Raw genomic sequence first — 20,428 nt, forward strand, 5'->3', positions numbered from 1 at the left:
CGGGCGACGCAAGGAGAACCGGATATGGCCGACGAGATTGAGCCCAAGGATTCGAAGCTCACCATCACCAAGCGGAAATGGGCGGAGCAAGGCAAGTTCCTGACCGGCCGGATCGCCAGGCCGGAAACCGACCGCCTACCGCCCGGCCAGCACCTGGTCAAGAACTGGCCGGTCCTCGATCTCGGCCAGCAGCCGCAGGTCTCGCCCGAGCGCTGGAAACTCGACGTGCGCGGCCTCGTCAACAACCGCAGGACCTTGGACTGGGCGGCCTTCCAGGCTCTGCCGCAGACAGAGATGCGCTCCGACATCCATTGCGTGACCACCTGGTCGCGCTACGACAACAACTGGAAAGGGGTCTCGACACACGATTTCCTCGATCTCGTCGATCCGCAGGACGAGGCCGTCGCCGTCATGCTGACCAGCTATGACGGCTATACCACCAACCTGCTGCTCTCGGATTTCGCCTCGCCGGACGCGATCATCGTCACTGAGTGGGAAGGCAAGCCGCTCACCGAGGAACATGGCGGGCCGGTGCGGCTGGTGGTGCCGCACCTCTATTTCTGGAAGAGCGCCAAATGGCTCAACCGCATTGAGTTCCTCGACCGCGACCAAGCCGGCTTCTGGGAAAAGAACGGCTACCACATGCGCGGCGACCCCTGGTCCGAGGAGCGTTATTCGGACGACTAACCGAACTGGACGAGGTTGAGCGCCGGCAGCGGGCCACCGGGGAACTGCGCCAGCTTGGCGCCTACCGCAAGCGGCCCGAGATCGATGCCGAAGAAACCGAGCTTGTCGATCAGCCCGCCGACCTCCGACTTCGAGGCCGCATCGTCACCGGAATAGAACAGCACACGCTTGCCGCCTTCGGAAGAAGGATCAGCCTCGAGCAGTTTTGCCAGCAGATGGTTGAAGGCCTTAACAACTCGGGCGCCCGGCACCAGATTTGAAACGATCTCGCTGGAAAGGCGGCCATTGAGTTCAGCCGGCTTGAACAGCGGCGCTTCGATCGGGTTGTTTGCATCGATGACGATCCGGCCGTTCCAGTCCGGCAGGCCGGCAAGAGCAGCCGGCAGCTTCGACCACGGAACCGCGATCAGCACCATGTCGGCACTTGCTGCCTCTTCGATCGTGCCGGCGGAAATCCAGGGCGACAGCTCGGCCGTCAGTGTTTCGAGCGAGGCCGGGCCGCGGCTGTTGGCGATGGTGGCGCGCACGCCGTTTCTTGCAAGAGTGCGGGCGAAGGCTGCGCCGATATTGCCGGCGCCGATAATACCGATGGTCATGATTGCGATACTCCAGTGGTTTCGATGGCGGGAATATCGCCTCTGGATTGGCGCTTGATTAGCCGGTAATAATGCCAATCATCTTCAAGCAACCGTTGAGAATGACCCGCGGTGGAAAGTCTCGCCAATCTCGAATCCTTCGTGCGCAGCGCCGAACTTGGCGGTTTCTCGGCTGCGGCCAGGCGGTTGGCACTGACACCCGCGGCCGTGAGCCGCAACGTGGCGATGCTCGAAAGGAACCTCGGCACCCGCCTCTTCCAGCGCAGCACGCGAAGGCTGACGCTGACGGAAGCGGGCGAACGTTTTCTGTCGGAGATCCGCGACCACGTCGAGGCGCTGCAGACGGCGATCGCCGAGGTCTCTTCGGAAGGCGCAGAACCGGCGGGTGTGCTGAAAGTCAGCATGAGCCCGCATTTCGGAACAGGGTATATCCTGCCGCTGCTGCCGGAGTTCATGGCGCGTTACCCGCTGATCCGTCCGGACTGGTCCTTCGAAAACCGGCAGGTCGATCTGATCGCCGAGGGATATGACGCAGCGATCGGCGGTGGGTTTGAGCTGACGCCCGGCGCGGTCGCCCGGGTGCTGGCGCCGGCCCATATCGTTCTGGTCGCCTCACCAGCCTACATAAAGGACAGGCTCATGCCGGCCCATCCGGCGGACCTTGCGAACCTCGACGGCATCCATCTGCGTTCTTCCAATACCGGCCGCATCCGCCAATGGGTGATGCGAAATGCCGGCGGAGACGAAGTGCCGGTGGCACTGCGGGAAAAGATGGCGCTCAACGATCCAGCCGCCGTTGCCCACGCGGCAAACCTCGGCCTCGGCGTCGCGATGATCGCGATGCCAGATGCCTTATCGTATATGGAGAGCGGTACGCTCGTCCGCCTGCTGCCCGACTGGTATGCGGATATCGGGCCGATCTCGATCTACTACGCCAGCAAGACGCTGCTGCCGGCAAAAACCCGCGTCTTTATCGACTTCGTGGTCGAGCATTTCCGAAAAGAGCGTCTGGCCGAACGTTTTGCCGGCAGCCTCGGGGCATCCAACACGCCGAAGCGAAAATAGGCGCACCCGACTGACGCCGGATGCGCGGATCGATCAGATCAGCTTTTCGAGCGTGATCGGCAGGTCGCGGACGCGTTTGCCGGTTGCGTGGAACACCGCGTTGGCGATGGCCGGCGCGACGCCGACGATGCCGACCTCGCCGACGCCCTTGCCGCCCAGCGCCGAGGCGCCGTAGTCGGGAATGCCAACCGAGATCACCTCGATATGCGGCACGTCCGCATTGGTCGGCACCAGATAGTCGCCCATGTTGTTGTTGACGGTGCGGCCGTTGCGCTGGTCGACGAGACCTTCCTCGAGGAGAGCCTGGCCGATGCCCATGATGATGCCGCCCCGCCACTGGCTTTCGACCAGCCGCGGATTGTAGAGCCGGCCGCAATCGAAGGCCGAGACGATGCGGGACACCCGCACCGTTCCAAAATCCTCATCCACCCGCACTTCAGCGAAATGGGCGCACCAGCTATGCATGGAATATTCGCCCATGGTCGGCCCCTGAACCTTTACCATGCTCGTCCAGGCCTGATGCTGCTCCTGGGCGGTAGCACCTTCCGGCAGCGTATTCCTCAGGATCTCGATCTCGTCGCGACCGAGCGCCGCCATCAGTTCCGAAAGCGTGAGCGACAGACCTTGGTCGCGGGGAGCGGCAACGCGGCCGCCGCTGAAGGTCAGCGTATTGGCGCCGGTATCGCGCAGCGGCGATTTCTCGTCGTTGAGCGCCAGTCCGATCAGTTCGTCGCGGGCCGCTGTCGCCGCCTTGTGCACGGCGCCGAGAATGGAGCCCGCCAGCATCGAGCCGCCCGCGATCGCCGAGCCCGGCAACCGGGAATCGCCAAGATGGACCTCGACCTGGTCGGCGGGAATGCCGAACACTTCGGCCACCGTCTGGGCAAGGATCGTATAGGTCCCCTGCCCCATGTCGATCGCACCGCTGACGACCTCGACACGGCCGTTGCGCAGGATGCGGATCATCGCCTCGCTCGGCGCCTGAAGGACCGGGAAGGTGCCGCAGCCGATGCCCCAGCCGATCAGGGTTTTGCCGTCGCGCATCGAGCGTGGTTCATGGCTGCGCCTCGACCAGCCGAAGGCTTCGGCACCTTCGGTCAGCGCTTCGCGCAGCCGGCGGGTCGACCAGGGTTTTCCCGACTGGTAGTCGTGGTCGGCGTAGTTTTTCAGCCGCAGTTCGAGCGGGTCCATGCCGAGTTTGTAGGCGAGCTCCTCCATCGCACTTTCGATGCCGAACGCGCTGGGGTTCTTGCCCGGTCCGCGTAACGCACCCGGTGTGACGGCGTTGACCGGCACGACCCGATGCTGCGACGAGAAATTCTCTATCCTGTAGAGGATCGGCGTTGCGGCACCGGTCTGCTCAGGCCAATCCGCATAGGTGGAGGTCTCGCTGGCGCCGCGATGGACGATCGCCTGCAGGATGCCGTCTTCCGTCGCGCCAATCTTGATCCGCTGGCGCGTCGCGGCGCGACCGCCATAGTTGGTGAAATTCTGCGGTCGCGTGAGCGCAAGCTTGACCGGCCGGCCGAGCTTCCTGGACGCGAAAGCCGCCACCGCGCCATGGGCGAGCGCCGCCCCCTTGGAGCCGAACCCGCCGCCGATGAACGGCGAGATCAGGCGGACATTTTCGTAAGGAATGCCGAACCATTCGGAATAGCTGCGCGCCATGCCGTGAGACCACTGGCTCGGCTCCCAGACCGTGATTTGGTCGCCATCCCACTTCACGGTCAGCCCATGCGGCTCCATGGCGACGTGATATTCACGCGGCGTCGAATATTCGCCTTCGATCTGAACCGGCGCGGCCGCAAGAGCAGCCTCGGCATCACCCCATCCGGAGGTGAGATTATCCATGACCTTGCCTTCGCCGGCAGCCGTATCATTGAAGCTTGCGACATGCGGTGTCCGCTCATAGGTGATGCAGATCAGCTTGGCCGCCTCGACCGCCTGTTCGCGGCTTTCCGCGACGACGGCGGCGATCGACTGGCCATTGTACTGTACCTGCCGCGGCAGCGGATAATACGGCTGGTTTTCCGGGCGATTGCCACCCCAGTCGGAGGCGACCAGGAGACCCATATCGTCATCCGGCGTCAGCACCATCAGCACGCCTGGGGCCGCAAGCGCCTTTTCCGCATCGACCGAAATGACGCGGCCGGCCGGAATCGTGCTCTGGACGAGAATGGCGTAGGCAAGGTCTTCGAGCGGATATTCCAGCGCATAGGTCGCGCCACCGGTGACCTTCAGATTGCCTTCGAAGCGTGTTTGACGACCGCCGACAGTCCCGTCTGAGGCATCGCCGTGTTTGCGGGGTTCCATGATGGTCATACGAGACCTCCAACTTTCAGGATGGCGCGGGCGACAACGCGCGGCGCAAGTTCAATCTTGTAGTGATTGGCGCCATGCGAAACGGCACCTTCCATGGCGAGCCGGCTCGCCGCCTCAACCGTTTCGGGGCTGAGCACCTTGCCGACCAGCGCCTGTTCGACGTTGCGAGCACGCCACGGCTTGGTAGCGACGCCGCCGAGAGCGACGCGGATATCGCGCACCGTCTTGCCGTCCGCCTCGAATTCAAGCCCGACTGCGGCACTCGCCGCGGCAAACTCGTATGACTGGCGGTCGCGAACCTTGAGATAGGTGGAGTTCTTCGCCGCCGCCGAGGCCGGAATGGTGATCGCGGTGATCATCTCGCCGCGCTCCAACGCGGTTTCCCGCTCCGGCGTATTGCCCGGCGTCAGGAAAAAGTCGTCGACCGACACCGTCCGGGCCCCGAGATCGACCACGGCGTCGAAGGCAACCAGTGCCACGGCCAGATCACCCGGATAGCTGGCGATGCAGGCATCGCTGGTACCGAGGACAGCGTGGTTGCGGGTAACGCCGCCAAGCGCCGAACAGCCGGAGCCGGGATTGCGCTTGTGGCAGGCCGGAAACACGTCCGGCTCGCGGAAATACGAACAGCGTGTCCGCTGCAGCAGGTTGCCGCCGATCGTCGCCATGTTGCGCAGCTGTGCGGAGGCCGCCAGCGACAGCGATTCCGAAACCGCCGGGAAAGCGGCACGGATGCCTGCGTGATCTGCAACCGCGCCCATCTTGGCAAGCGCACCGATCGTGGCGCCGCCAGCATCGACGGTGATCCCGCCGAGCCCGGAAAGGTGGGTGATGTCGATGACGGTTTCCGGCTCCATCACGCCGCATTTGGCGAGATCGAGAAGCGTCGTGCCACCGGCAAGCAGCGCTGAACCGGCCTGGAGCGCCGCTTGCCGGGCTTCATCGGCAGACGAGGCGCGGAGATAGGAAAAGTCTCTCATCACGCCATCTCCGCCGCTTCGCGCACCGCCGCGACGATGCTGTTATAGGCTCCGCACCGACAGAGATTGCCGGACATGTATTCGCGGATTTCCTCGTCGGATCCCGCATGGCCTTCGCGGATGCAGGCGACTGCCGACATGATCTGGCCGGGCGTGCAATAGCCGCATTGGAACGCGTCATGCTCCACGAAAGCCGCCTGAACGGGGTGCAGTTCGCCGTTTTCAGCGGCGATCCCCTCGATCGTGGTGATCTGCCGGCCTTCGACCTGGGCTGCGAGCGTCAGACAGGAAAGCACACGGCTACCGTCGACATGACAGGTGCAGGCGCCGCATTGACCCTGGTCGCAGCCCTTCTTGGTGCCGGTCAGCGCGAGATGTTCGCGCAGCGCATCGAGCAGCGTGACACGCGGTTCGACATCGAGGTCGTACCGCCTCCCGTTGATATCGAGCGAAAGATGGATGGTTCGTGTCATGGATCAAGCTCCTGCCATTGTCACGAGAATGAGAACTTTAAAGCCTGGGACGGACTGGCCAACTGGCTGCGATGCCCTAGATGATGTTCGGCGAGAGAAGCACCGGCACATTTCGGCATGACATCCGTCCCCCTCTGGACTAAGAAGTGGAAGGCACTCCAGATAAACGGAGGCGCCTCCGTTTAAACTAGTGGCTTACTGATTTTCGTCAAGCCCTCATTTGCCTGGAGCAATATTTTGGCCTCGGCCGAGCCGAAGACGACATCGCCCGCATCGACCAAGCTTCGCGCCGATGCCCGCCGTAACCGCGACAGGCTGATCGAGGTGGCGGCCGCAGCCTTTGCGGAAAATGGCGTCGAGACCTCGCTGGAAGATATAGCACGCCAGGCTTGTGTCGGCATCGGCACCCTTTACCGGCATTTCCCGAGCCGCGAGCATCTCGTGGAAGTGGTCTATCGACGCGAACTCGAAAGCCTCGCCACGGCTGCCACCGAACTTGCCCAAAAACATCCGCCGGATGTTGCGCTCGAGGAATGGATGCGTCGTTTCGTCGGCTACATCGCCACCAAGCGCGGCATGGCCAACAGCCTGCGCATTCTCATGACGTCGAACTCCTCCCTTTTTTCCGAGGGCTCTGGCCTGATCCGTGGCGCTTTGGAAAGCCTGTTGAAGACCGCCGGCGACAAGGGATGTATCCGCAGCGACATCGAAACAAGCGATCTCCTGCACGCGCTGTCGAGTATCTATTCGATTCCGGAATCGCCCGAATGGCGTGAGCGGTCGCATCGCCTGATCGGCCTCTTGATGGACGGCCTTCGGACCCGCCGATAACACCCGCTCAATGCCTCGGATCTGCTCGGAAACGACCCGTCGGATAGGCTAGATTTCGCATCTCGTTTGAACGGAAAATCAAGCAATCCTCGATTGACAGGTATCCTGTTACTACGCCGGCCTGATTCCAATATTATCGTTATAAAATAAACGGATAGCACAGGTATATTTTCGAACTTTTAGCGCCGAAAATCATCAAAAATCGTTGTACAATATCAAAATTCAATCTGTCGTTAAAGAGTTTGACCTTAATCTTCCGGCAACCGCGTGACCGCCATCCGGTGTAGCGCAAGAGCCGGTATGAGACCGGTTCTCTTCCCACACTGCCAGATATCAGATCTGCGCGTGAAAACGCGTTGCCTCATTCGAGGCTTCACCAATCCGGAGCCGAACCTCATGTCCCGTCTCTCCATTCGCAGCTCGCTCATCGCCGTCTTCGGCGCGATTGCAGCTCTCGTCGCCGTTCTCGCCTGGGCGGCCATATCCTCGCTCTCCAACGTCGCCGGCAATCTCAATACGATTTCCGAGAACTCGATGCCGAGCGTTCAGGCTTCGAAGAATATCGAGACGGCCATTCTCGGAATGACGGTCGCCTATATGGGCCATCTGACCACCACTTCGGACTTCGGCATGGAATCGGCGGAAAAGCTGATCGCCCAGCAATCCGATGCGCTGAAGGTCGCTCTCAACGCCTACAGGCCGCTGATTTCCAGCGATCAGGAAAAGCAGATCATCGACCAGATCCAGGCCGGCATCGACAAATACATCCTGAACGGCCAGAAGATGCTGGACTTCTCCCGCAAGGCTTCGGACGCCCGCGCCCGTGTCGAGATGGAAAAGATGCGCATCACCATCCAGCCAGCGATGGAAGCCGTTACCAAGCTGGTCAAGTCGAACACGGATGAGGCGGCCGTCGAAACCGCAAAGGCGAAGACGACCTACTCCACCGCGCTCACCACGATGGAAATCATCCTCGGCGTCGTTTTCCTGCTGATCGTCGGCGCCGCCGTCTACGTGTTGTCCGGTATTGCCCGTCCGATCCAGCGCATCACCGCTTCGATGAGCGGTCTTGCCGCAGGCGACACCGCCACCGAAATCCCCTTCGCTGGCCGCAAGGACGAAGTCGGCGCCATGGCCGGCGCCGTCGAAGTGTTCCGCCAGGCCGCGATCTCCAACAGGCAGCTTCAGGAACAGGCCGAGGACGCCCGCGCCCACGCCGAAGCCGACCGTATTCGCCTCCAGGAAGAGGCGGAAGCCTCGGCCCAGGCTCGCCTGCACGAAGCGACCTCCGGCCTTGCCGCCGGCCTGCGCCGCCTTGCATCCGGCGACCTCGCCTTCCAGCTCAACGAGCCTTTTGCTCCGGATTTCGAAGCGCTGCGCGAAGACCTGAACTCCGCCGTGTCCCGTCTCGGCGCCGCACTTTCCGAAGTCGCCGGCTCGGCCCAGTCGATCGACAGCGGCTCGCGTGAAGTCAGCCAGAGCGCCGACGACCTTTCCAAGCGTACCGAACAGCAGGCAGCCTCGCTTGAAGAGACCGCCGCAGCCCTCGACGAAATCACCGTCAACGTCTCGAACTCTTCCAAACGTGCGGACGAGGCGAAGTCCATCGCGCTGCAGGCAAATTCGAGCGCCGCCCAGTCGGGCGCCGTGGTTGCCAACGCCGTCGACGCGATGCAGCGCATCGAGCAGTCGTCCAGCCAGATCTCCAACATCATCGGCGTCATCGACGAGATCGCCTTCCAGACTAATCTGTTGGCGCTGAATGCCGGCGTCGAAGCGGCCCGTGCCGGTGATGCCGGCAAGGGGTTTGCGGTTGTCGCCCAGGAAGTCCGCGAACTCGCCCAGCGTTCCGCGAGCGCCGCCAAGGAGATCAAGGACCTCATCCGCAAGTCGGGCGCCGAGGTTCAGAACGGCGTCAAGCTGGTGCGCGAGACCGGCGACGCGCTGAAGACGATCGAAAGCCACGTCGTCACCATCAACGAGCATATCAGTGCGATCGCCACCGCCGCCCGCGAACAGTCGGTCGGACTTGCCGAAGTCAATTCGGCCGTCAACCAGATGGACCAGGTGACACAGCAAAACGCTGCAATGGTCGAGGAAACCAATGCCGCCGGCGCCAATCTCGCCTCGGAAAGCACGAAGCTGCGCGATCTCCTCACCCGCTTCAAGCTCTCCGAGGGCGGTCAGCGTTCCGGAATACAGCAGCGGCCGGCCTACGGCTCCGCTCCGGTTGCTGCCGGCCGCAACGCCGTTCCGCAGGAATCGCCGGCCCGTCGCCTTGCGCAGCGCGTCAGCAAGTCCTTTGGCGGCGCCGCGGCTGCGGCAAGCACGGAATCGCAGTGGACCGAATTCTGATCCGCTGATCGAAGCTCAGCTTTAACTGTCGCTCTTCGACGGCCCGGCCTCTGCCATCTGGCGCAGAAGCCGGGCCGTTTCGTCATTGGCGGGAAAGAAGGATTCGACCGCCAGTTCCGACAGCGTCACATCGACCGGGGTTCCGAAAACTGTCGTCGTCGAGATGAAGGATAGCAGTCCCGCCTCGGTCCGCAGGTCCATCGGCACGGCGATGCCCGCATAGTCATGTTTCGGCGCCGATTTCGACGTATCTTCCGGCACCGGGTAACCGGACAGCTCCTCCAGCAATGCCTTGAGAACACGGTCGCCTGTCGCGGCGATCTGCTGGTGCAGCCGTTCGAGCAGGTGATTGCGCCATTCGAAAAGATTGGCGATGTGAGGCGCAAGGCCCTGCGGATGCAGGCTGAGCCGCAACACGTTCACCGGCCCCTCGATCAGCGATGGGTCGGCGACATCCGCAAGTAGCGGCGCCACCGCGGCATTGGCGGCCACCAGGGTCCAGTGCCGGTCGACCGCCAGTGCCGGGAACGGCTCGTGGCCCTTCAGCACCATATCGATCGCCCGCCGCGCCGGCTGGAGTGCCGGATCGTCCAGCTTGCGCTCGGCAAACACCGGCGCAAAACCGGCGGCGAGCAGCATCGGATTGCGCTCGCGGAGCGGCACCTCAAGCCGCTCCGCGAGATGCAGCAGCATGTCGCGGCTGGGGGCCGCCCGCCCGCTTTCGATGAAGCTCAGATGACGCTGCGAGATTTCAGCCTCCAGCGCCAGATCGAGCTGGCTCATGCGCCGGCGGCGGCGCCATTCGCGCAGGAAGTCACCGAGGGGGCGGGCGGGTGCGAGAGTCGTCATGCGGCAGCGGGAACCTGATCGAGGAAACCGCAGACCGACTTCAGCCGGCCGTTTTCCAGGACGGCAAAATCCGTGCCCTTGATCAGCGCCTCGCCGTCCACGGGGCCAAGCTCCCAGGAAAAGCGCAGATTGTCGTCGTAGCCGTCGGGCGTACCGAGCAGCGTGAAGCGGAAACCCGGAAACCGCGCCTGGACGCCTTCAACCAGGCGATCGACACCCTCATGGCCTTCGCCGCGCATCAGCGGATCGACGTAAAGCCCGTCTTCCGCCCAGGTCTCGGCGATCATCGCCTTGCGGCGAACGGCATCCGTCTCGTTCCAGATGGCGAGATAACGTTCGGCATTGGTGTTCGCATCGGTCATGTCTTTTCTCCTTGAGATCGTCCTGCTCGTTGCAGGCAGGGCGAACATGCCGGAGCGGCTGCATCGTCTCAATTACGCGGCAGGTAATAACTATCGCGCCGAAAGCGCAAGTCTCGCGCCGAGCACCACGAAGGCGCCGGCGAAGATGCGCCGCATCCAGGCAAGGATATTCGGCCGCGAGATCACGTGGTTCCGCACCGAGGCGGCAAACAAGCCGTAAACGACGAAGACGCCGAACGTCATCAGCATGAAGACGAGGCTGAGCTCGGTCATGCGCAGAACCGGCGCGATTTCGTCCTGGCTGACGAACTGCGGCAGGAAGGCGAAGAAGAAGATCGACAGTTTCGGATTGAGCAGATTGGCAAGGATTGCCGAGCCGATGACTTGGCCAACGGATTTTGGCGTCCGGTCCGCCTCCACGGTCAGCGCCCCCTTTTCCTTCAGAACCTGCCAGGCCATGAACAGCAGATAGGCGACACCAAGATATTTGATGATTTCGAAGGCCAATGCGCTGGCATGCAGCAGCGCCGCAAGGCCCGAGACCGCCGCAATCATGTGCGGCAGGATGCCGAGCGTACAGCCGAGCGCGGCAACGAGGCTTGCTCGCGCGCCTCGCGACAGGCCGGCGGCGAGCGTGATGAGCACGCCGGTACCGGGCGATGCGACGACGATAAAGGAGGTAATCAGGAATTCCGGGCTCATGGGGCGATCCTCTCAAGATGTTTTCCCACAGCTACCGAAGAGCGATGCACCGATCTTGAATGAAATTGCAGGCGAGCGATTGCCTGGATGCGGCGGCGAACCTATCGTCGCGCCATCTGATTGCGGACTCGACCTCATGACCTACGACGACATCGACATCGGCTATGACGTACCGGCCGCCATCGGCGACACGATCGCCGACATCCAGACGCCGGCGCTGATTATCGATCTCGATGCCTTCGAGCGGAATGTCGCGCGGATGAAGGATCACGCCGGGACGATGGGGGTGCGGCTTCGCCCGCATGCCAAGACCCACAAGTCCGCGGATGTCGCGCTCTACCAGATCGCCAACGGCGGCGCCGTCGGCATCTGCTGCCAGAAAGTATCCGAAGCGGAAGCGCTGGTGCGCGGCGGCGTCACCGACGTGCTCGTCGCCAACGAGGTGGCCGATCCGAAGAAGATCGACCGGCTGGCGCGGCTCGCAAGGAGCGCCCGTGTCTCCGTGTGCGTCGACGATCCCGCCGTCGTTGCGACACTTTCGGAAGCGGCGGCCCTGCATGGCGTCACGCTCGACGTCCTGGTGGAGATCGATTGCGGCGCGCGCCGCTGCGGCGTGTTGCCCGGCGAGCCAGCCGTCGAACTCGCAAAGACGGTCGCCGCCGCGCCGAGCCTCGCCTTCGCCGGCATCCAGGCCTATCACGGCAGCGCCCAGCATATCTACGATCCGGTGGAGCGCCGCGCCGCGATCGACAAGGCGATCGACATGGCGCGAGAGACGGCGGGCCTGCTGCGCGATGCGGGGCTGGAGCCGAAGATCATCACCGGGGCGGGAACAGGCACCCACGATCTCGAAGGTGCCTCCGGCGTTTATAACGAAATCCAGCCTGGTTCCTACATCTTCATGGATGAGGATTACTCCCGCGTCCGCTCGACCGAAGGCAATGGCACGATCGGCGGTTTCGAACACGCGCTGTTCGTGCTGACCTCGATCATGAGCAAGCCTGCCTCCGGCCGCGCCATCTGCGATGCGGGCCTCAAGGCACACTCGATCGACAGCGGCCTGCCGACGGTGTTCGAACGACCCGCTCTCAAGTTCGCCAGCGCTTCGGACGAACACGGCAAGATCGAAGACCCGCAGGATACGCTGAAGCTCAACGATCGTCTGCGCCTCGTGCCGGGCCATTGCGACCCGACCTGCAATCTCTACGACTGGTATGTCTGCGTCCGCAACGGCCGTGTCGAGGCGCTCTGGCCGGTCACCGCCCGAGGCAAGCTCTACTAGAAACGGTGGATGCGCAGGCCCAGCACCTTTTCCGAGATGACCACCACCGCCATCGTCAGCACGATCGAGCAGGTCGAGACGGCCGCCGCTTCCGGGGTGAAGTTGGTTCGCAGGTAATCGAACAGCTGGATCGGCAGCGTCGACATGCCGACGCCCTTCAGCATGAAGGAGATGGTGAAGACGTCGAACGAGATGATGAAGGCGAACAGGCAGCCGCCGATGACGCCCGGCTTGATCAGCGGCAGCATGATCCGCCGGAAACGGGTGAACCGCCCTGCCCCGAGGCTCTGCGCCGCAAGGCTCCATGCCGGATCATAGCTTTCCATCGAGGCCGAGACGTTGATGAACACGAAGGGCAGCGTGATCAGCACGTGACCGACGATCATGCCGACCAGGTTCTGCGTGCCGAGCCCGACCGAATAGACGAAGAACAGCAGTGAGATCGCCGTCAGCACTTCCGGCAGCAGCAGCGGCGCCAGCATGGCGACCCGCACCGTTTCCTTGAGCTTGCCGGCATGGGTCACGTAGAACATCGCCGCCATCGTGCCGATGATGCCGGAAATCACCATGGTCAGCGTCGCGATCCATAGCGAGGTGCGGATCGCCCGCATGAACACCTCGTTGTTGAAGAACACCAGATACCAGCGGAAGGAAAGCCCCTGCGGCGGGAAGGTAAGGAAGGCCCCGGCATTGAAGGAAGCGATCACCACGACCGCGATCGGCGCCAGCAGGAAAGCGTAGATGATCAGGCAATAGACGGTGAAAAACGGTTTCGACATGTCTCTATGCCTTCCATTTCATGACGGTCAGCCGTCCGAAGATGACGACGAAGATCGCACCGGTCACCGACAGCATCAGCGCCAGCGCCGAACCGAACGGCCACTGGAACGTGTCGATCAGCGCATCCACCACCGTCACCGCCATGGTTTTCACGCGCAAGCCGCCGATCAGCGACGGCGTCACATAGGCGCTGAGCGACAGGACGAAGACGAGGATGCAGCCGGCCTGGATACCCGGCAGTGACAGCGGCAGGGTGATGCGCCGGAAGGAGGTGACCTTCGACGCCCCCAGCGACCGGGCCGCCGCTTCGAGCGACGGATCGATGCCCTGGATGGCACTCATGATCGGCAGGATCATGAAGGGCAGAAAGACATGCACCAGCGCGATGATGATGCCGAGCGCATTGTACATCAGCGGCAGCGGTCCATCGATCAGCCCCCAGCCAGTCAGGGTGCGGTTGATGATGCCGTTATTGCCGAGCAGGATCGTCCAGCCATAACTGCGGATGACGATGCCGACGAGCAGCGGCGAGAGCACCAGCGCATAACCCAGCGCGCGAAAGGTCGAAGCGCCGCGCGCCAGCTGCCAGGCGACGGGATAACCGAGAACCAGGCAGATGAAGGTCGTCAGGAAGCCGATCCACAGCGTGTTGATCACCTGTTGGACATAGAAGAAGTCCGAGAAGAACTTGCCGTAATTGCCAAGCGTGAAGCCCGGCCCATAGGGCGTGCCCTGCCCCGGCATACGGAAGCTCATGACGACGATATTGAGATAGGGCAGCACGAGGAACACGCCGAGCAGGATCGCGGCAGGCGCGATCAGCAGCAGCGGTCCGAACCTTTTCCTGGGCGGGACAATCATGCCACGGTCCCTAGCGGCCAGAAGCGATCGGACGGCGCATGCACCAGCACTTGTTCGCCATCGGCAAACCGGGTGCGTGGAAACGTCTGGACGTTGACGACAGCGCCGGTCGCAAGCTCCAGCCGGTAGTCGACGAGACTGCCGGAATAATAGCTGGAGAGAACCTTTGCCGGCGCGCCGGTCGCACCCGAATTAATCGGCAGCAGCTCGACCGCTTCCGGACGCAGAGCCAGCATCAGCTCGGCACCATCGGCGAAATCTCCGCTGACCGGCACGTCGCCGAAGGCAGTCGATACGACGCGGTTGCCGACCTTGCCGCGAATGATATTCACCTGCCCGACGAACTCGGCGACTTCCAGATTGGCGGGCCGCTCGTAGATATCCGATGGCGTGCCGATCTGGGCGATGCGGCCGCCGAACATCACGACGACCCGGTCGGACATGGTCATCGCCTCGGCCTGGTCGTGGGTGACGTAGACCGTGGTAATACCGACGCGGCGCTGCAGATCGCGGATGAAGACACGCATCTCCTCGCGCAGCTTGGCGTCGAGATTGGCGAGCGGTTCGTCGAGCAGCAGAATTTTCGGCTCGATGACCAGAGCGCGGGCAAGCGCCACGCGCTGCTGCTGGCCGCCGGAAAGCTGGCGCGGATAACGCTCCGAATAACCGGTGAGCTGCACCATATCCAGCACCTTGGCGATGCGGGTGCGGATCTCGTCCTTTGGAAGCTTGCGCATCTCGAGCCCGAAAGCGAGGTTCTTTTCGACCGTCATATGCGGAAAGAGGGCATAGTTCTGGAAGACCATGCCGATATCGCGCTTTTCGACCGGCACATGCACGACGTCGCGGCCGTCGAAGCGGATCGCCCCTGCGGTCGCGTCCTCGAAACCGGCGATCATCTTCAGCGTCGTCGTCTTGCCGCAACCGGACGGCCCGAGCAGCGAGATGAACTCACCCTCGGCGATCCTGATCGAAATGCTGTTGACCGCAGGACCCTGCCCGTAGTCCTTGGTCAGCTTTTCGATGCTAACCTCTGTCATGAAATTCTACTTTCCAATTGAAGTGCCTGACCCGAAAAAAGCCGATCATGGCCTGCCTTTGAACGCAGACCATGATCGCAGTGGGGGAAATCACTTGATGGTCTTCGCCCAGCGTTCGGCAAGCTCGCCCTGCTTTTCGTTGACGAAGTTCCAGTCCCAGGTGAGGATCTTGTCCATGTCGGCGCCGGAAACCGGCACGTCCACCTTGAGATCGGCCGGCACGACCACCTTGGAATTGGTCGGCGAGATGAAGAACTCCTTCATCATCATCCCCTGCACTTCCGGCGACAACAGGAAGTTAGCGTATTGGTAGGCCAACTCCTTTTCCGGAGCATTGGCGAGGATGTTGATGGTCTGGTCGAACATGAACATCCCTTCCTCCGGGATCACACAGTCGACCGGCAGACCCTGGCGGCGAAGACGGGCGATTTCGCCGAAGTCGAAGGGTGCGACGACAATTTCGCCGGAGGCCAGGCCGGTCGACATGTTGAAGTCCACCTGAATCACCGACCCGAGCTTCTGGAGCGCCGCAAAACCGGCATCGACGTCATACTGGTCCTTGCCGAAGATCTTCGAAAACAGCAGCAGTTCCATCTTGCCGGCGCTGTTGGCGAAGTTGTAGAGGCCGATCTTGCCCTTGAATTCCGGGTTATTCCAGAGATCCTTCCAGGACTTCGGCTTGGTCTTCACCAGGTCGGTGCGGTAACCGATACCGATCGGCGAAACGGCGCCGATCGCGCCCCAGCCATCGGTCTTTTTGGCGAGCGGATAAAGATCGTTGTAGTTCGAGAGTTTGGTGAGATCGAGCTTCTCGAAGAAGCCTTCCTTGCGCAGGCCGGACGCGAAAACCTCGTTGGTCATCACCATCGAATAGGGCGGCTTGGCAGCGCCCGCCGCCCGTAGGTTGGCGCCCCAGACGCGGCCGTTGCCGACGTCGAGGGTCACGGCGGCGCCGGTCTGCTTGGTGAAGGCGGGACCGACGGTCGAACGCCAGTATTGTTCCCACACCCCGCCGAGCGTCGGCACGACCAGCGTCTTCCCTTGAGCCCGCGCCGGAGCGCCAAAAAGTCCGGCCGCGGCGAGTGCACCCATTCCGGCAAGCGTTTGCCGCTTTGTCAAATCCATCATGTTCAGTTCCCCTTGTTGCGGTCTTTCGAGACCTTGCTGTGCCGGCGGTTCTCCGCTTCTGCGCACGAATTCGGTCGGTGATCAGCCTTTCGAAAAAGCCTGTTTCGTCTTCAGGTCGATATATTCGCCATAGGTGATCGGTTCATATTTGGCACCACCCTTTACGAACGGGGCCAGGCACTCGATCACCGTATCCTTCGACGGATTGAGGAAGAACGGGATCGACTGACGGCGGGCAGTGCCCTTGAAACCGGTCGGTGGATTGGCGACGCGATGCGGTGTCGAGACCCATTCGTCATTCGTCCAGCGCATGAAGGCATCGGCGATGTTGATCACATAGGCGCCCTCGATCGACGGGGCGTCCAGCCAGTCGCCGTTGCGGTTGCGCACCTGCAGCCCACCAGCCGAGGCCTCCGAGCGCAGGATCGTCATGAAGCCATAGTCGGTATGCACGCCGGCACGCATCTGCCCCGGCAGCGGAGATTCTTCCTGTTCCGGATAGTTGATGACGCGTAGCGCCGAGAGATGATTTTCGAAGGAGGGTTCGAAATAATCCTGATCGAGCCCGATTGCCTGGCAGAAGATGCGGCGCATGTGCCGGGCTAAGGCTTCCATTTCCCTAAAATAATCGCGGAACGCCTGTTCCAGGCCGTCCGGCCGGTCCGGCCAGGTGTCGCCGGGAAGGTTCTCGCCAAAATTCAGGCTTTCCTTGTAGTCGCCGGGCGTCTTGATGCCGAGGGTGGCGGCGAGCGCCTCTTCGGCGATCGGCGAAAACGCGACGCCACCCAGGACGCCGGCGCCGCGGCCCTGGGTTTTCTTCCAGTCCTGCGGGCAATCGAAGAAGGCGCGGGCAAGATTGTAGAGCCTCGACGTCACTTCAGGCGAAACACCGTGGCCGGTCACGAGAAAGAAACCGGTATCGCGGCACGCCGTCTCGATAGCTTTGACGACGGCGGCGGCACCTGCCTCATTGCGGATGAAGGAGCCGACATCGATCACCGGAATGCCGGGGACGGCATCACTGGATGACGCTGGATTGGCGCTCGAAACGGACATGCCTTCCTCCAATTCACATCTGACAAACAGATGTTGACAAAAACATCTGTTGTTGTCCATATCAAAATTAACGAAGTTGCAACGCGGTTCTCGCCCCAAGGACGATCGACTGAACATGGATGACCTTGCGCCACAGGAAGCGGCCGTCCTCGCAATCATCAAGGACAACCCGTTCGCGGGCCAGCAGGAGATCGCCACCATGCTCGGGCTGGCGCGTTCGACGGTCGCCGCCCACATCGTCCAGCTGATGCAGAAGGGCTACATCCTCGGCCGCGGTTACGTGATGCCCGCCGAAACCCGCGCAGTCTGCATCGGCGGCGCGGTGCTCGACCGCAAATACCGCGCCAAGCAGGAGTTCGTCTTCGAGACTTCAAACCCGGTCGACGGCGTGCGCAGCCTCGGTGGCGTTGCCCGCAACGTCGCTGAAAACCTCGCCCTTCTCGGCACCACGACCAGTTTCGTCTCGATCGTCGGCGACGACGAAGGCGGCCGGGCCGTGGTGAAGCACATGCGCGATCGCGGCATCGATGTCAGCCAGATCATCACCACCACCGAGCGCCCGACGGCGGAATATGCCGCCATCCTCGATACCAAGGGCGATCTTGTGCTCGGCATTGCCGACATGAGCATTTTCGACTTGCTGCTGCCGAGCCATATCGAGCGCATCTGGCCACATCTCGCCGCTGCAAGCTGGGTGTTTTCCGACTGCAACCTGCCTGCCGAAACGCTGGCCGCCCTCATCGCCAAGCGCCAGGGCGCCCGTTTCCGGCTGGCGATTGACGCCGTCTCGACGCCCAAGGCCGCGCGCCTGCCGAAAGATCTCACCGGCGTCGATCTGCTGTTCATGAACATTGACGAAGCAAACGCGGTCCTCGGGCGCCATGCGCACGAGACGATCGACGACGCCAAGGACGCAGCGCTTGCCCTGCAGGCGGCCGGTGCGCGCGAAGCGGTCGTCACCATGGGTCCGCGCGGCATTGCGATCGCCGGCACCGAGGGCGCCCGCACCTTCCCGGCAGTCCATGCCCGGCCGGTCGATATCACCGGCGCAGGGGATGCGATGATAGCGGGCACGCTGCACCGGATCCTGCACGGCGAGGACACCTACAATGCGGCCCGCACCGGCGCGCTACTCGGCACGCTGACCACCGAAAGCACCGCAAGCGTCCATACGGACCTGTCCGAACGCTTCCTGGAAGCCAATATGCACCGATTAGCCGGCTGACCTTCGGCTGGCCGAAAACGATTTAAGGAATACCGAAAATGGCCCTCATCAAACCGAAGCTGAGCCGCGAAGTGGCCGAAACGATCGCAGCCGGCGGCCCGGTCGTGGCGCTGGAATCGACGATCATCACCCATGGCATGCCCTACCCGGCCAATCTCGAAACCGCACTCGGCGTCGAGGCGGTGATCCGCGAGAACGGCGCGATCCCCGCCACCATCGCCGTCGTCAACGGCGAGCTACGCGTCGGCCTCGAACACAGCGAACTGGAAGAACTGGCTAAGGCCAAGAGTGTGGTAAAAGCCTCCGGCCGCGACCTCGCCGTCGCCATGGTCCGCGGCCAGTCTGCCGGCACCACGGTTTCCGCGACCATGCTGATGGCCGATCTTGCCGGCATCGACATCTTTGCGACCGGCGGCGTCGGCGGTGTACACCGCGGCGCCGAGCAGACGTTCGACATTTCCGCCGACCTGACGGAGCTCGGCCGCACCAAAACCGCGGTCGTCTGCGCCGGCGTCAAGTCGATCCTCGATATTGCCAAGACGCTGGAATATCTCGAAACCCAGCGCGTTCCGGTCATCGCTTACGGCACCGACGATTTCCCGGCCTTTTTCACCCGCAAGAGCGGTTTCAAGGCCGACCATCGGCTCGATACGGCCGAAGAGATCGCCAAGGCCATGTATCTGCACCACCAGCTCGGCACCGGCACCGGTCTGTTGATCGCCAACCCCATCCCGGAAGCGGCAGCCCTGACGCCGGAATTCATCGACGGCACGATCTCGGACGCCGTGCGCGAGGCGGAAGAGCGCGGCATCGGCCGCAAGGAGCTGACGCCTTTCCTGCTCGCCCGTATCAACGAGCTTTCCAAGGGCGAGAGCCTCAAGGCCAATATCGAACTGGTGAGGAACAACGCGCGTCTCGCCGCGAAGATGGCCGTCGCCTACGCGGCGCTGAAGAAGGCCGGCAAATAGTTCAAGAACAAGGGGAACTGCCCATGAACCAGCAAATGAACGGCTACGAGACGATCCTTTACGAGAAGGATTTGACCGACAAGTTCGCGACGATCACCATCAATCGCCCCGACAAGATGAACGCGATGAACAAGACGGTGATCCGCGAGATCGACGCGGCGGTTGCCGCGGCCGTCGCCGATCCGGACGTCAATGCGCTCGTCATCACCGGCACCGGGCGCGCTTTCTCCTCCGGCTACGACCTGCAGGGCGGCGATTTCGATGTCGACATCGATTTCTGGCGCGAAGACATGTCGGAAAATGCCGAAGCCCTGCTCAACATCTGGCGCGCGCCGATCCCGGTCATCGCCTCGGTCAACGGTTACGCGCTTGCCGGCGCGCTCGAGCTGATGATGTGCTGCGATCTCGCGATCGCTGCCGACAACGCCAAGTTCGGCGAACCGGAAGTGCGCCACAATTCCGGCCCGCCGGCGCTGATGATGCCCTGGCTGCTCGCCACCCGCGACGTGCGCTGGCTGATGTTCACCGGCGACATGGTGGATGCGCAAGAGGCGCTGCGGATGCACCTGATCAACAAGGTGGTGCCGGCCGACCAGCTCAAGGAAAAGACCGAGAACCTCGCTCGCAAGCTTGCCCGCATGCCGGTGCCGGCGCTGAGATACACCAAGGCCTCGATCAACAACCAGCAGATGGTCGCCGGGCTGATGCCGTCGTTCCAGTACAATATCGAAGCGATTGCCGCCCTCCACGTCACCCGGCAGGGCCGCGAGTGGATGGCAAATCTCGCCAAGATGTCGCTGAAGGAATATCTCGCCTTCCGTGACGACCCCTTCAAGGGCCTCGACTGAGGTTTTGGCCATGGCGGC

Annotated in this window: 20 protein-coding genes; 8 read left to right on the forward strand and 12 right to left on the reverse strand. The window is 62.6% G+C overall.

Annotated elements, in window-relative coordinates; translation table 11 throughout:
* Nucleotides 1-24 precede the first annotated feature (24 nt).
* Nucleotides 25-687, forward strand: a complete 663-nt coding sequence (locus tag ACZ9IU_RS18970; RefSeq protein ID WP_038545795.1) for a sulfite oxidase-like oxidoreductase — start codon at nt 25-27, stop codon at nt 685-687.
* Here ACZ9IU_RS18970 and ACZ9IU_RS18975 read toward each other — a convergent pair.
* Nucleotides 684-1,331, reverse strand: a complete 648-nt coding sequence (locus tag ACZ9IU_RS18975) for an NADPH-dependent F420 reductase (RefSeq protein WP_498957798.1) — start codon at nt 1,329-1,331, stop codon at nt 684-686. The two genes, ACZ9IU_RS18970 and ACZ9IU_RS18975, sit on opposite strands and share 4 nt — an antisense overlap.
* A 63-nt stretch (nt 1,332-1,394) precedes the next feature.
* On the opposite strand from ACZ9IU_RS18975, the gene ACZ9IU_RS18980 reads away from it, so the two are divergent.
* Nucleotides 1,395-2,348: a LysR family transcriptional regulator gene (locus ACZ9IU_RS18980; RefSeq protein ID WP_038545802.1), complete on the forward strand. Its 954-nt coding sequence runs from the start codon at nt 1,395-1,397 to the stop codon at nt 2,346-2,348.
* Between the two features lie 33 nt (nt 2,349-2,381).
* Here ACZ9IU_RS18980 and ACZ9IU_RS18985 read toward each other — a convergent pair whose 3' ends face one another.
* From ACZ9IU_RS18985 to ACZ9IU_RS18995, 3 genes are read right to left on the reverse strand one after another with little or no spacing between them, the layout of a single operon-like run.
* Nucleotides 2,382-4,670, reverse strand: a complete 2,289-nt coding sequence (locus tag ACZ9IU_RS18985) for a xanthine dehydrogenase family protein molybdopterin-binding subunit (protein ID WP_038545805.1) — start codon at nt 4,668-4,670, stop codon at nt 2,382-2,384.
* Nucleotides 4,667-5,650, reverse strand: coding sequence for an FAD binding domain-containing protein (locus ACZ9IU_RS18990; protein ID WP_038545808.1), 984 nt, complete (start codon nt 5,648-5,650; stop codon nt 4,667-4,669). Before ACZ9IU_RS18990 ends, ACZ9IU_RS18985 begins: the two co-directional genes overlap by 4 nt.
* Nucleotides 5,650-6,123, reverse strand: coding sequence for a (2Fe-2S)-binding protein (locus tag ACZ9IU_RS18995; protein ID WP_037077766.1), 474 nt, complete (start codon nt 6,121-6,123; stop codon nt 5,650-5,652). The genes ACZ9IU_RS18990 and ACZ9IU_RS18995 overlap by 1 nt, the downstream gene beginning before the upstream one ends.
* Nucleotides 6,124-6,360: 237 nt before the next feature.
* Between ACZ9IU_RS18995 and ACZ9IU_RS19000 the strand changes: the two genes are divergently transcribed.
* Together ACZ9IU_RS19000 and ACZ9IU_RS19005 are read left to right on the forward strand one after the other, a co-directional pair.
* Nucleotides 6,361-6,954 carry a TetR/AcrR family transcriptional regulator gene (locus tag ACZ9IU_RS19000; RefSeq protein ID WP_038545814.1) on the forward strand — a complete coding sequence of 198 codons (594 nt, stop codon included), beginning with the start codon at nt 6,361-6,363 and terminating at the stop codon, nt 6,952-6,954.
* 396 nt (nt 6,955-7,350) lie between these two features.
* Nucleotides 7,351-9,309: a methyl-accepting chemotaxis protein gene (locus ACZ9IU_RS19005; protein ID WP_038545817.1), complete on the forward strand. Its 1,959-nt coding sequence runs from the start codon at nt 7,351-7,353 to the stop codon at nt 9,307-9,309.
* A 21-nt stretch (nt 9,310-9,330) separates the two neighbouring features.
* On the opposite strand, the gene ACZ9IU_RS19010 is transcribed toward ACZ9IU_RS19005, so the two are convergent.
* The 3 genes from ACZ9IU_RS19010 to ACZ9IU_RS19020 form a co-directional block, all read right to left on the reverse strand.
* A complete protein-coding gene (locus tag ACZ9IU_RS19010) occupies nt 9,331-10,158 on the reverse strand; it encodes a helix-turn-helix domain-containing protein (protein ID WP_038545820.1) in 828 nt (275 codons plus the stop codon).
* Nucleotides 10,155-10,520, reverse strand: coding sequence for a nuclear transport factor 2 family protein (locus ACZ9IU_RS19015; protein WP_038545822.1), 366 nt, complete (start codon nt 10,518-10,520; stop codon nt 10,155-10,157). Before ACZ9IU_RS19015 ends, ACZ9IU_RS19010 begins: the two co-directional genes overlap by 4 nt.
* Nucleotides 10,521-10,610: 90 nt before the next feature.
* Nucleotides 10,611-11,222, reverse strand: coding sequence for a LysE family translocator (locus ACZ9IU_RS19020; RefSeq protein WP_038545825.1), 612 nt, complete (start codon nt 11,220-11,222; stop codon nt 10,611-10,613).
* A 136-nt stretch (nt 11,223-11,358) separates the two neighbouring features.
* Between ACZ9IU_RS19020 and ACZ9IU_RS19025 the strand changes: the two genes are divergently transcribed.
* The gene (locus ACZ9IU_RS19025) at nt 11,359-12,504 is read left to right on the forward strand and encodes a DSD1 family PLP-dependent enzyme (RefSeq protein WP_038545828.1); all 1,146 of its coding nucleotides are present in this window, start codon (nt 11,359-11,361) and stop codon (nt 12,502-12,504) included.
* On the opposite strand, the gene ACZ9IU_RS19030 is transcribed toward ACZ9IU_RS19025, so the two are convergent.
* The 5 genes from ACZ9IU_RS19030 to ACZ9IU_RS19050 all read right to left on the reverse strand — a co-directional run bounded on the left by ACZ9IU_RS19030 (nt 12,501) and on the right by ACZ9IU_RS19050 (nt 17,369).
* On the reverse strand, nt 12,501-13,283 hold the full coding sequence (locus ACZ9IU_RS19030) for an ABC transporter permease (RefSeq protein WP_038545831.1): 783 nt from the start codon (nt 13,281-13,283) through the stop codon (nt 12,501-12,503). The genes ACZ9IU_RS19025 and ACZ9IU_RS19030 overlap by 4 nt on opposite strands.
* 4 nt (nt 13,284-13,287) lie before the next feature.
* Nucleotides 13,288-14,145 carry an ABC transporter permease gene (locus tag ACZ9IU_RS19035; protein ID WP_038545833.1) on the reverse strand — a complete coding sequence of 286 codons (858 nt, stop codon included), beginning with the start codon at nt 14,143-14,145 and terminating at the stop codon, nt 13,288-13,290.
* Nucleotides 14,142-15,185, reverse strand: a complete 1,044-nt coding sequence (locus ACZ9IU_RS19040) for an ABC transporter ATP-binding protein (protein ID WP_038545836.1) — start codon at nt 15,183-15,185, stop codon at nt 14,142-14,144. Before ACZ9IU_RS19040 ends, ACZ9IU_RS19035 begins: the two co-directional genes overlap by 4 nt.
* Before the next feature lie 90 nt (nt 15,186-15,275).
* Nucleotides 15,276-16,313, reverse strand: coding sequence for an ABC transporter substrate-binding protein (locus ACZ9IU_RS19045; protein WP_038545839.1), 1,038 nt, complete (start codon nt 16,311-16,313; stop codon nt 15,276-15,278).
* 81 nt (nt 16,314-16,394) lie between these two features.
* Nucleotides 16,395-17,369: an isopenicillin N synthase family dioxygenase gene (locus ACZ9IU_RS19050; RefSeq protein WP_038545842.1), complete on the reverse strand. Its 975-nt coding sequence runs from the start codon at nt 17,367-17,369 to the stop codon at nt 16,395-16,397.
* A gap of 115 nt (nt 17,370-17,484) precedes the next feature.
* Here ACZ9IU_RS19050 and ACZ9IU_RS19055 point away from each other — a divergent pair, with 115 nt between their 5' ends.
* From ACZ9IU_RS19055 to ACZ9IU_RS19065, 3 genes are read left to right on the forward strand one after another with little or no spacing between them, the layout of a single operon-like run.
* Nucleotides 17,485-18,594: a carbohydrate kinase gene (locus ACZ9IU_RS19055; protein WP_038545844.1), complete on the forward strand. Its 1,110-nt coding sequence runs from the start codon at nt 17,485-17,487 to the stop codon at nt 18,592-18,594.
* Between the two features lie 38 nt (nt 18,595-18,632).
* Nucleotides 18,633-19,562 carry a pseudouridine-5'-phosphate glycosidase gene (locus ACZ9IU_RS19060; protein WP_038545847.1) on the forward strand — a complete coding sequence of 310 codons (930 nt, stop codon included), beginning with the start codon at nt 18,633-18,635 and terminating at the stop codon, nt 19,560-19,562.
* Nucleotides 19,563-19,585: 23 nt separating this feature from the next.
* A complete protein-coding gene (locus tag ACZ9IU_RS19065; RefSeq protein ID WP_038545850.1) occupies nt 19,586-20,410 on the forward strand; it encodes an enoyl-CoA hydratase/isomerase family protein in 825 nt (274 codons plus the stop codon).
* The last annotated feature ends 18 nt before the right edge of the window (nt 20,411-20,428 follow it).

The organism is Mesorhizobium sp. USDA 4132 (assembly GCF_056279545.1).

Excerpts from the sequence above, each read along its gene's own strand:
- ACZ9IU_RS18970 (WP_038545795.1), top strand. The coding sequence starts at position 25 with ATGGCCGACGAGATTGAGCCCAAGGATTCGAAGCTCACCATCACCAAG.
- ACZ9IU_RS18985 (WP_038545805.1), bottom strand. The coding sequence starts at position 4,670 with ATGACCATCATGGAACCCCGCAAACACGGCGATGCCTCAGACGGGACT.
- ACZ9IU_RS18990 (WP_038545808.1), bottom strand. The coding sequence starts at position 5,650 with ATGAGAGACTTTTCCTATCTCCGCGCCTCGTCTGCCGATGAAGCCCGG.
- ACZ9IU_RS18995 (WP_037077766.1), bottom strand. The coding sequence starts at position 6,123 with ATGACACGAACCATCCATCTTTCGCTCGATATCAACGGGAGGCGGTAC.
- ACZ9IU_RS19005 (WP_038545817.1), top strand. The coding sequence starts at position 7,351 with ATGTCCCGTCTCTCCATTCGCAGCTCGCTCATCGCCGTCTTCGGCGCG.
- ACZ9IU_RS19010 (WP_038545820.1), bottom strand. The coding sequence starts at position 10,158 with ATGACGACTCTCGCACCCGCCCGCCCCCTCGGTGACTTCCTGCGCGAA.
- ACZ9IU_RS19015 (WP_038545822.1), bottom strand. The coding sequence starts at position 10,520 with ATGACCGATGCGAACACCAATGCCGAACGTTATCTCGCCATCTGGAAC.
- ACZ9IU_RS19020 (WP_038545825.1), bottom strand. The coding sequence starts at position 11,222 with ATGAGCCCGGAATTCCTGATTACCTCCTTTATCGTCGTCGCATCGCCC.
- ACZ9IU_RS19025 (WP_038545828.1), top strand. The coding sequence starts at position 11,359 with ATGACCTACGACGACATCGACATCGGCTATGACGTACCGGCCGCCATC.
- ACZ9IU_RS19030 (WP_038545831.1), bottom strand. The coding sequence starts at position 13,283 with ATGTCGAAACCGTTTTTCACCGTCTATTGCCTGATCATCTACGCTTTC.
- ACZ9IU_RS19035 (WP_038545833.1), bottom strand. The coding sequence starts at position 14,145 with ATGATTGTCCCGCCCAGGAAAAGGTTCGGACCGCTGCTGCTGATCGCG.
- ACZ9IU_RS19040 (WP_038545836.1), bottom strand. The coding sequence starts at position 15,185 with ATGACAGAGGTTAGCATCGAAAAGCTGACCAAGGACTACGGGCAGGGT.
- ACZ9IU_RS19045 (WP_038545839.1), bottom strand. The coding sequence starts at position 16,313 with ATGATGGATTTGACAAAGCGGCAAACGCTTGCCGGAATGGGTGCACTC.
- ACZ9IU_RS19050 (WP_038545842.1), bottom strand. The coding sequence starts at position 17,369 with ATGTCCGTTTCGAGCGCCAATCCAGCGTCATCCAGTGATGCCGTCCCC.
- ACZ9IU_RS19055 (WP_038545844.1), top strand. The coding sequence starts at position 17,485 with ATGGATGACCTTGCGCCACAGGAAGCGGCCGTCCTCGCAATCATCAAG.
- ACZ9IU_RS19060 (WP_038545847.1), top strand. The coding sequence starts at position 18,633 with ATGGCCCTCATCAAACCGAAGCTGAGCCGCGAAGTGGCCGAAACGATC.
- ACZ9IU_RS19065 (WP_038545850.1), top strand. The coding sequence starts at position 19,586 with ATGAACCAGCAAATGAACGGCTACGAGACGATCCTTTACGAGAAGGAT.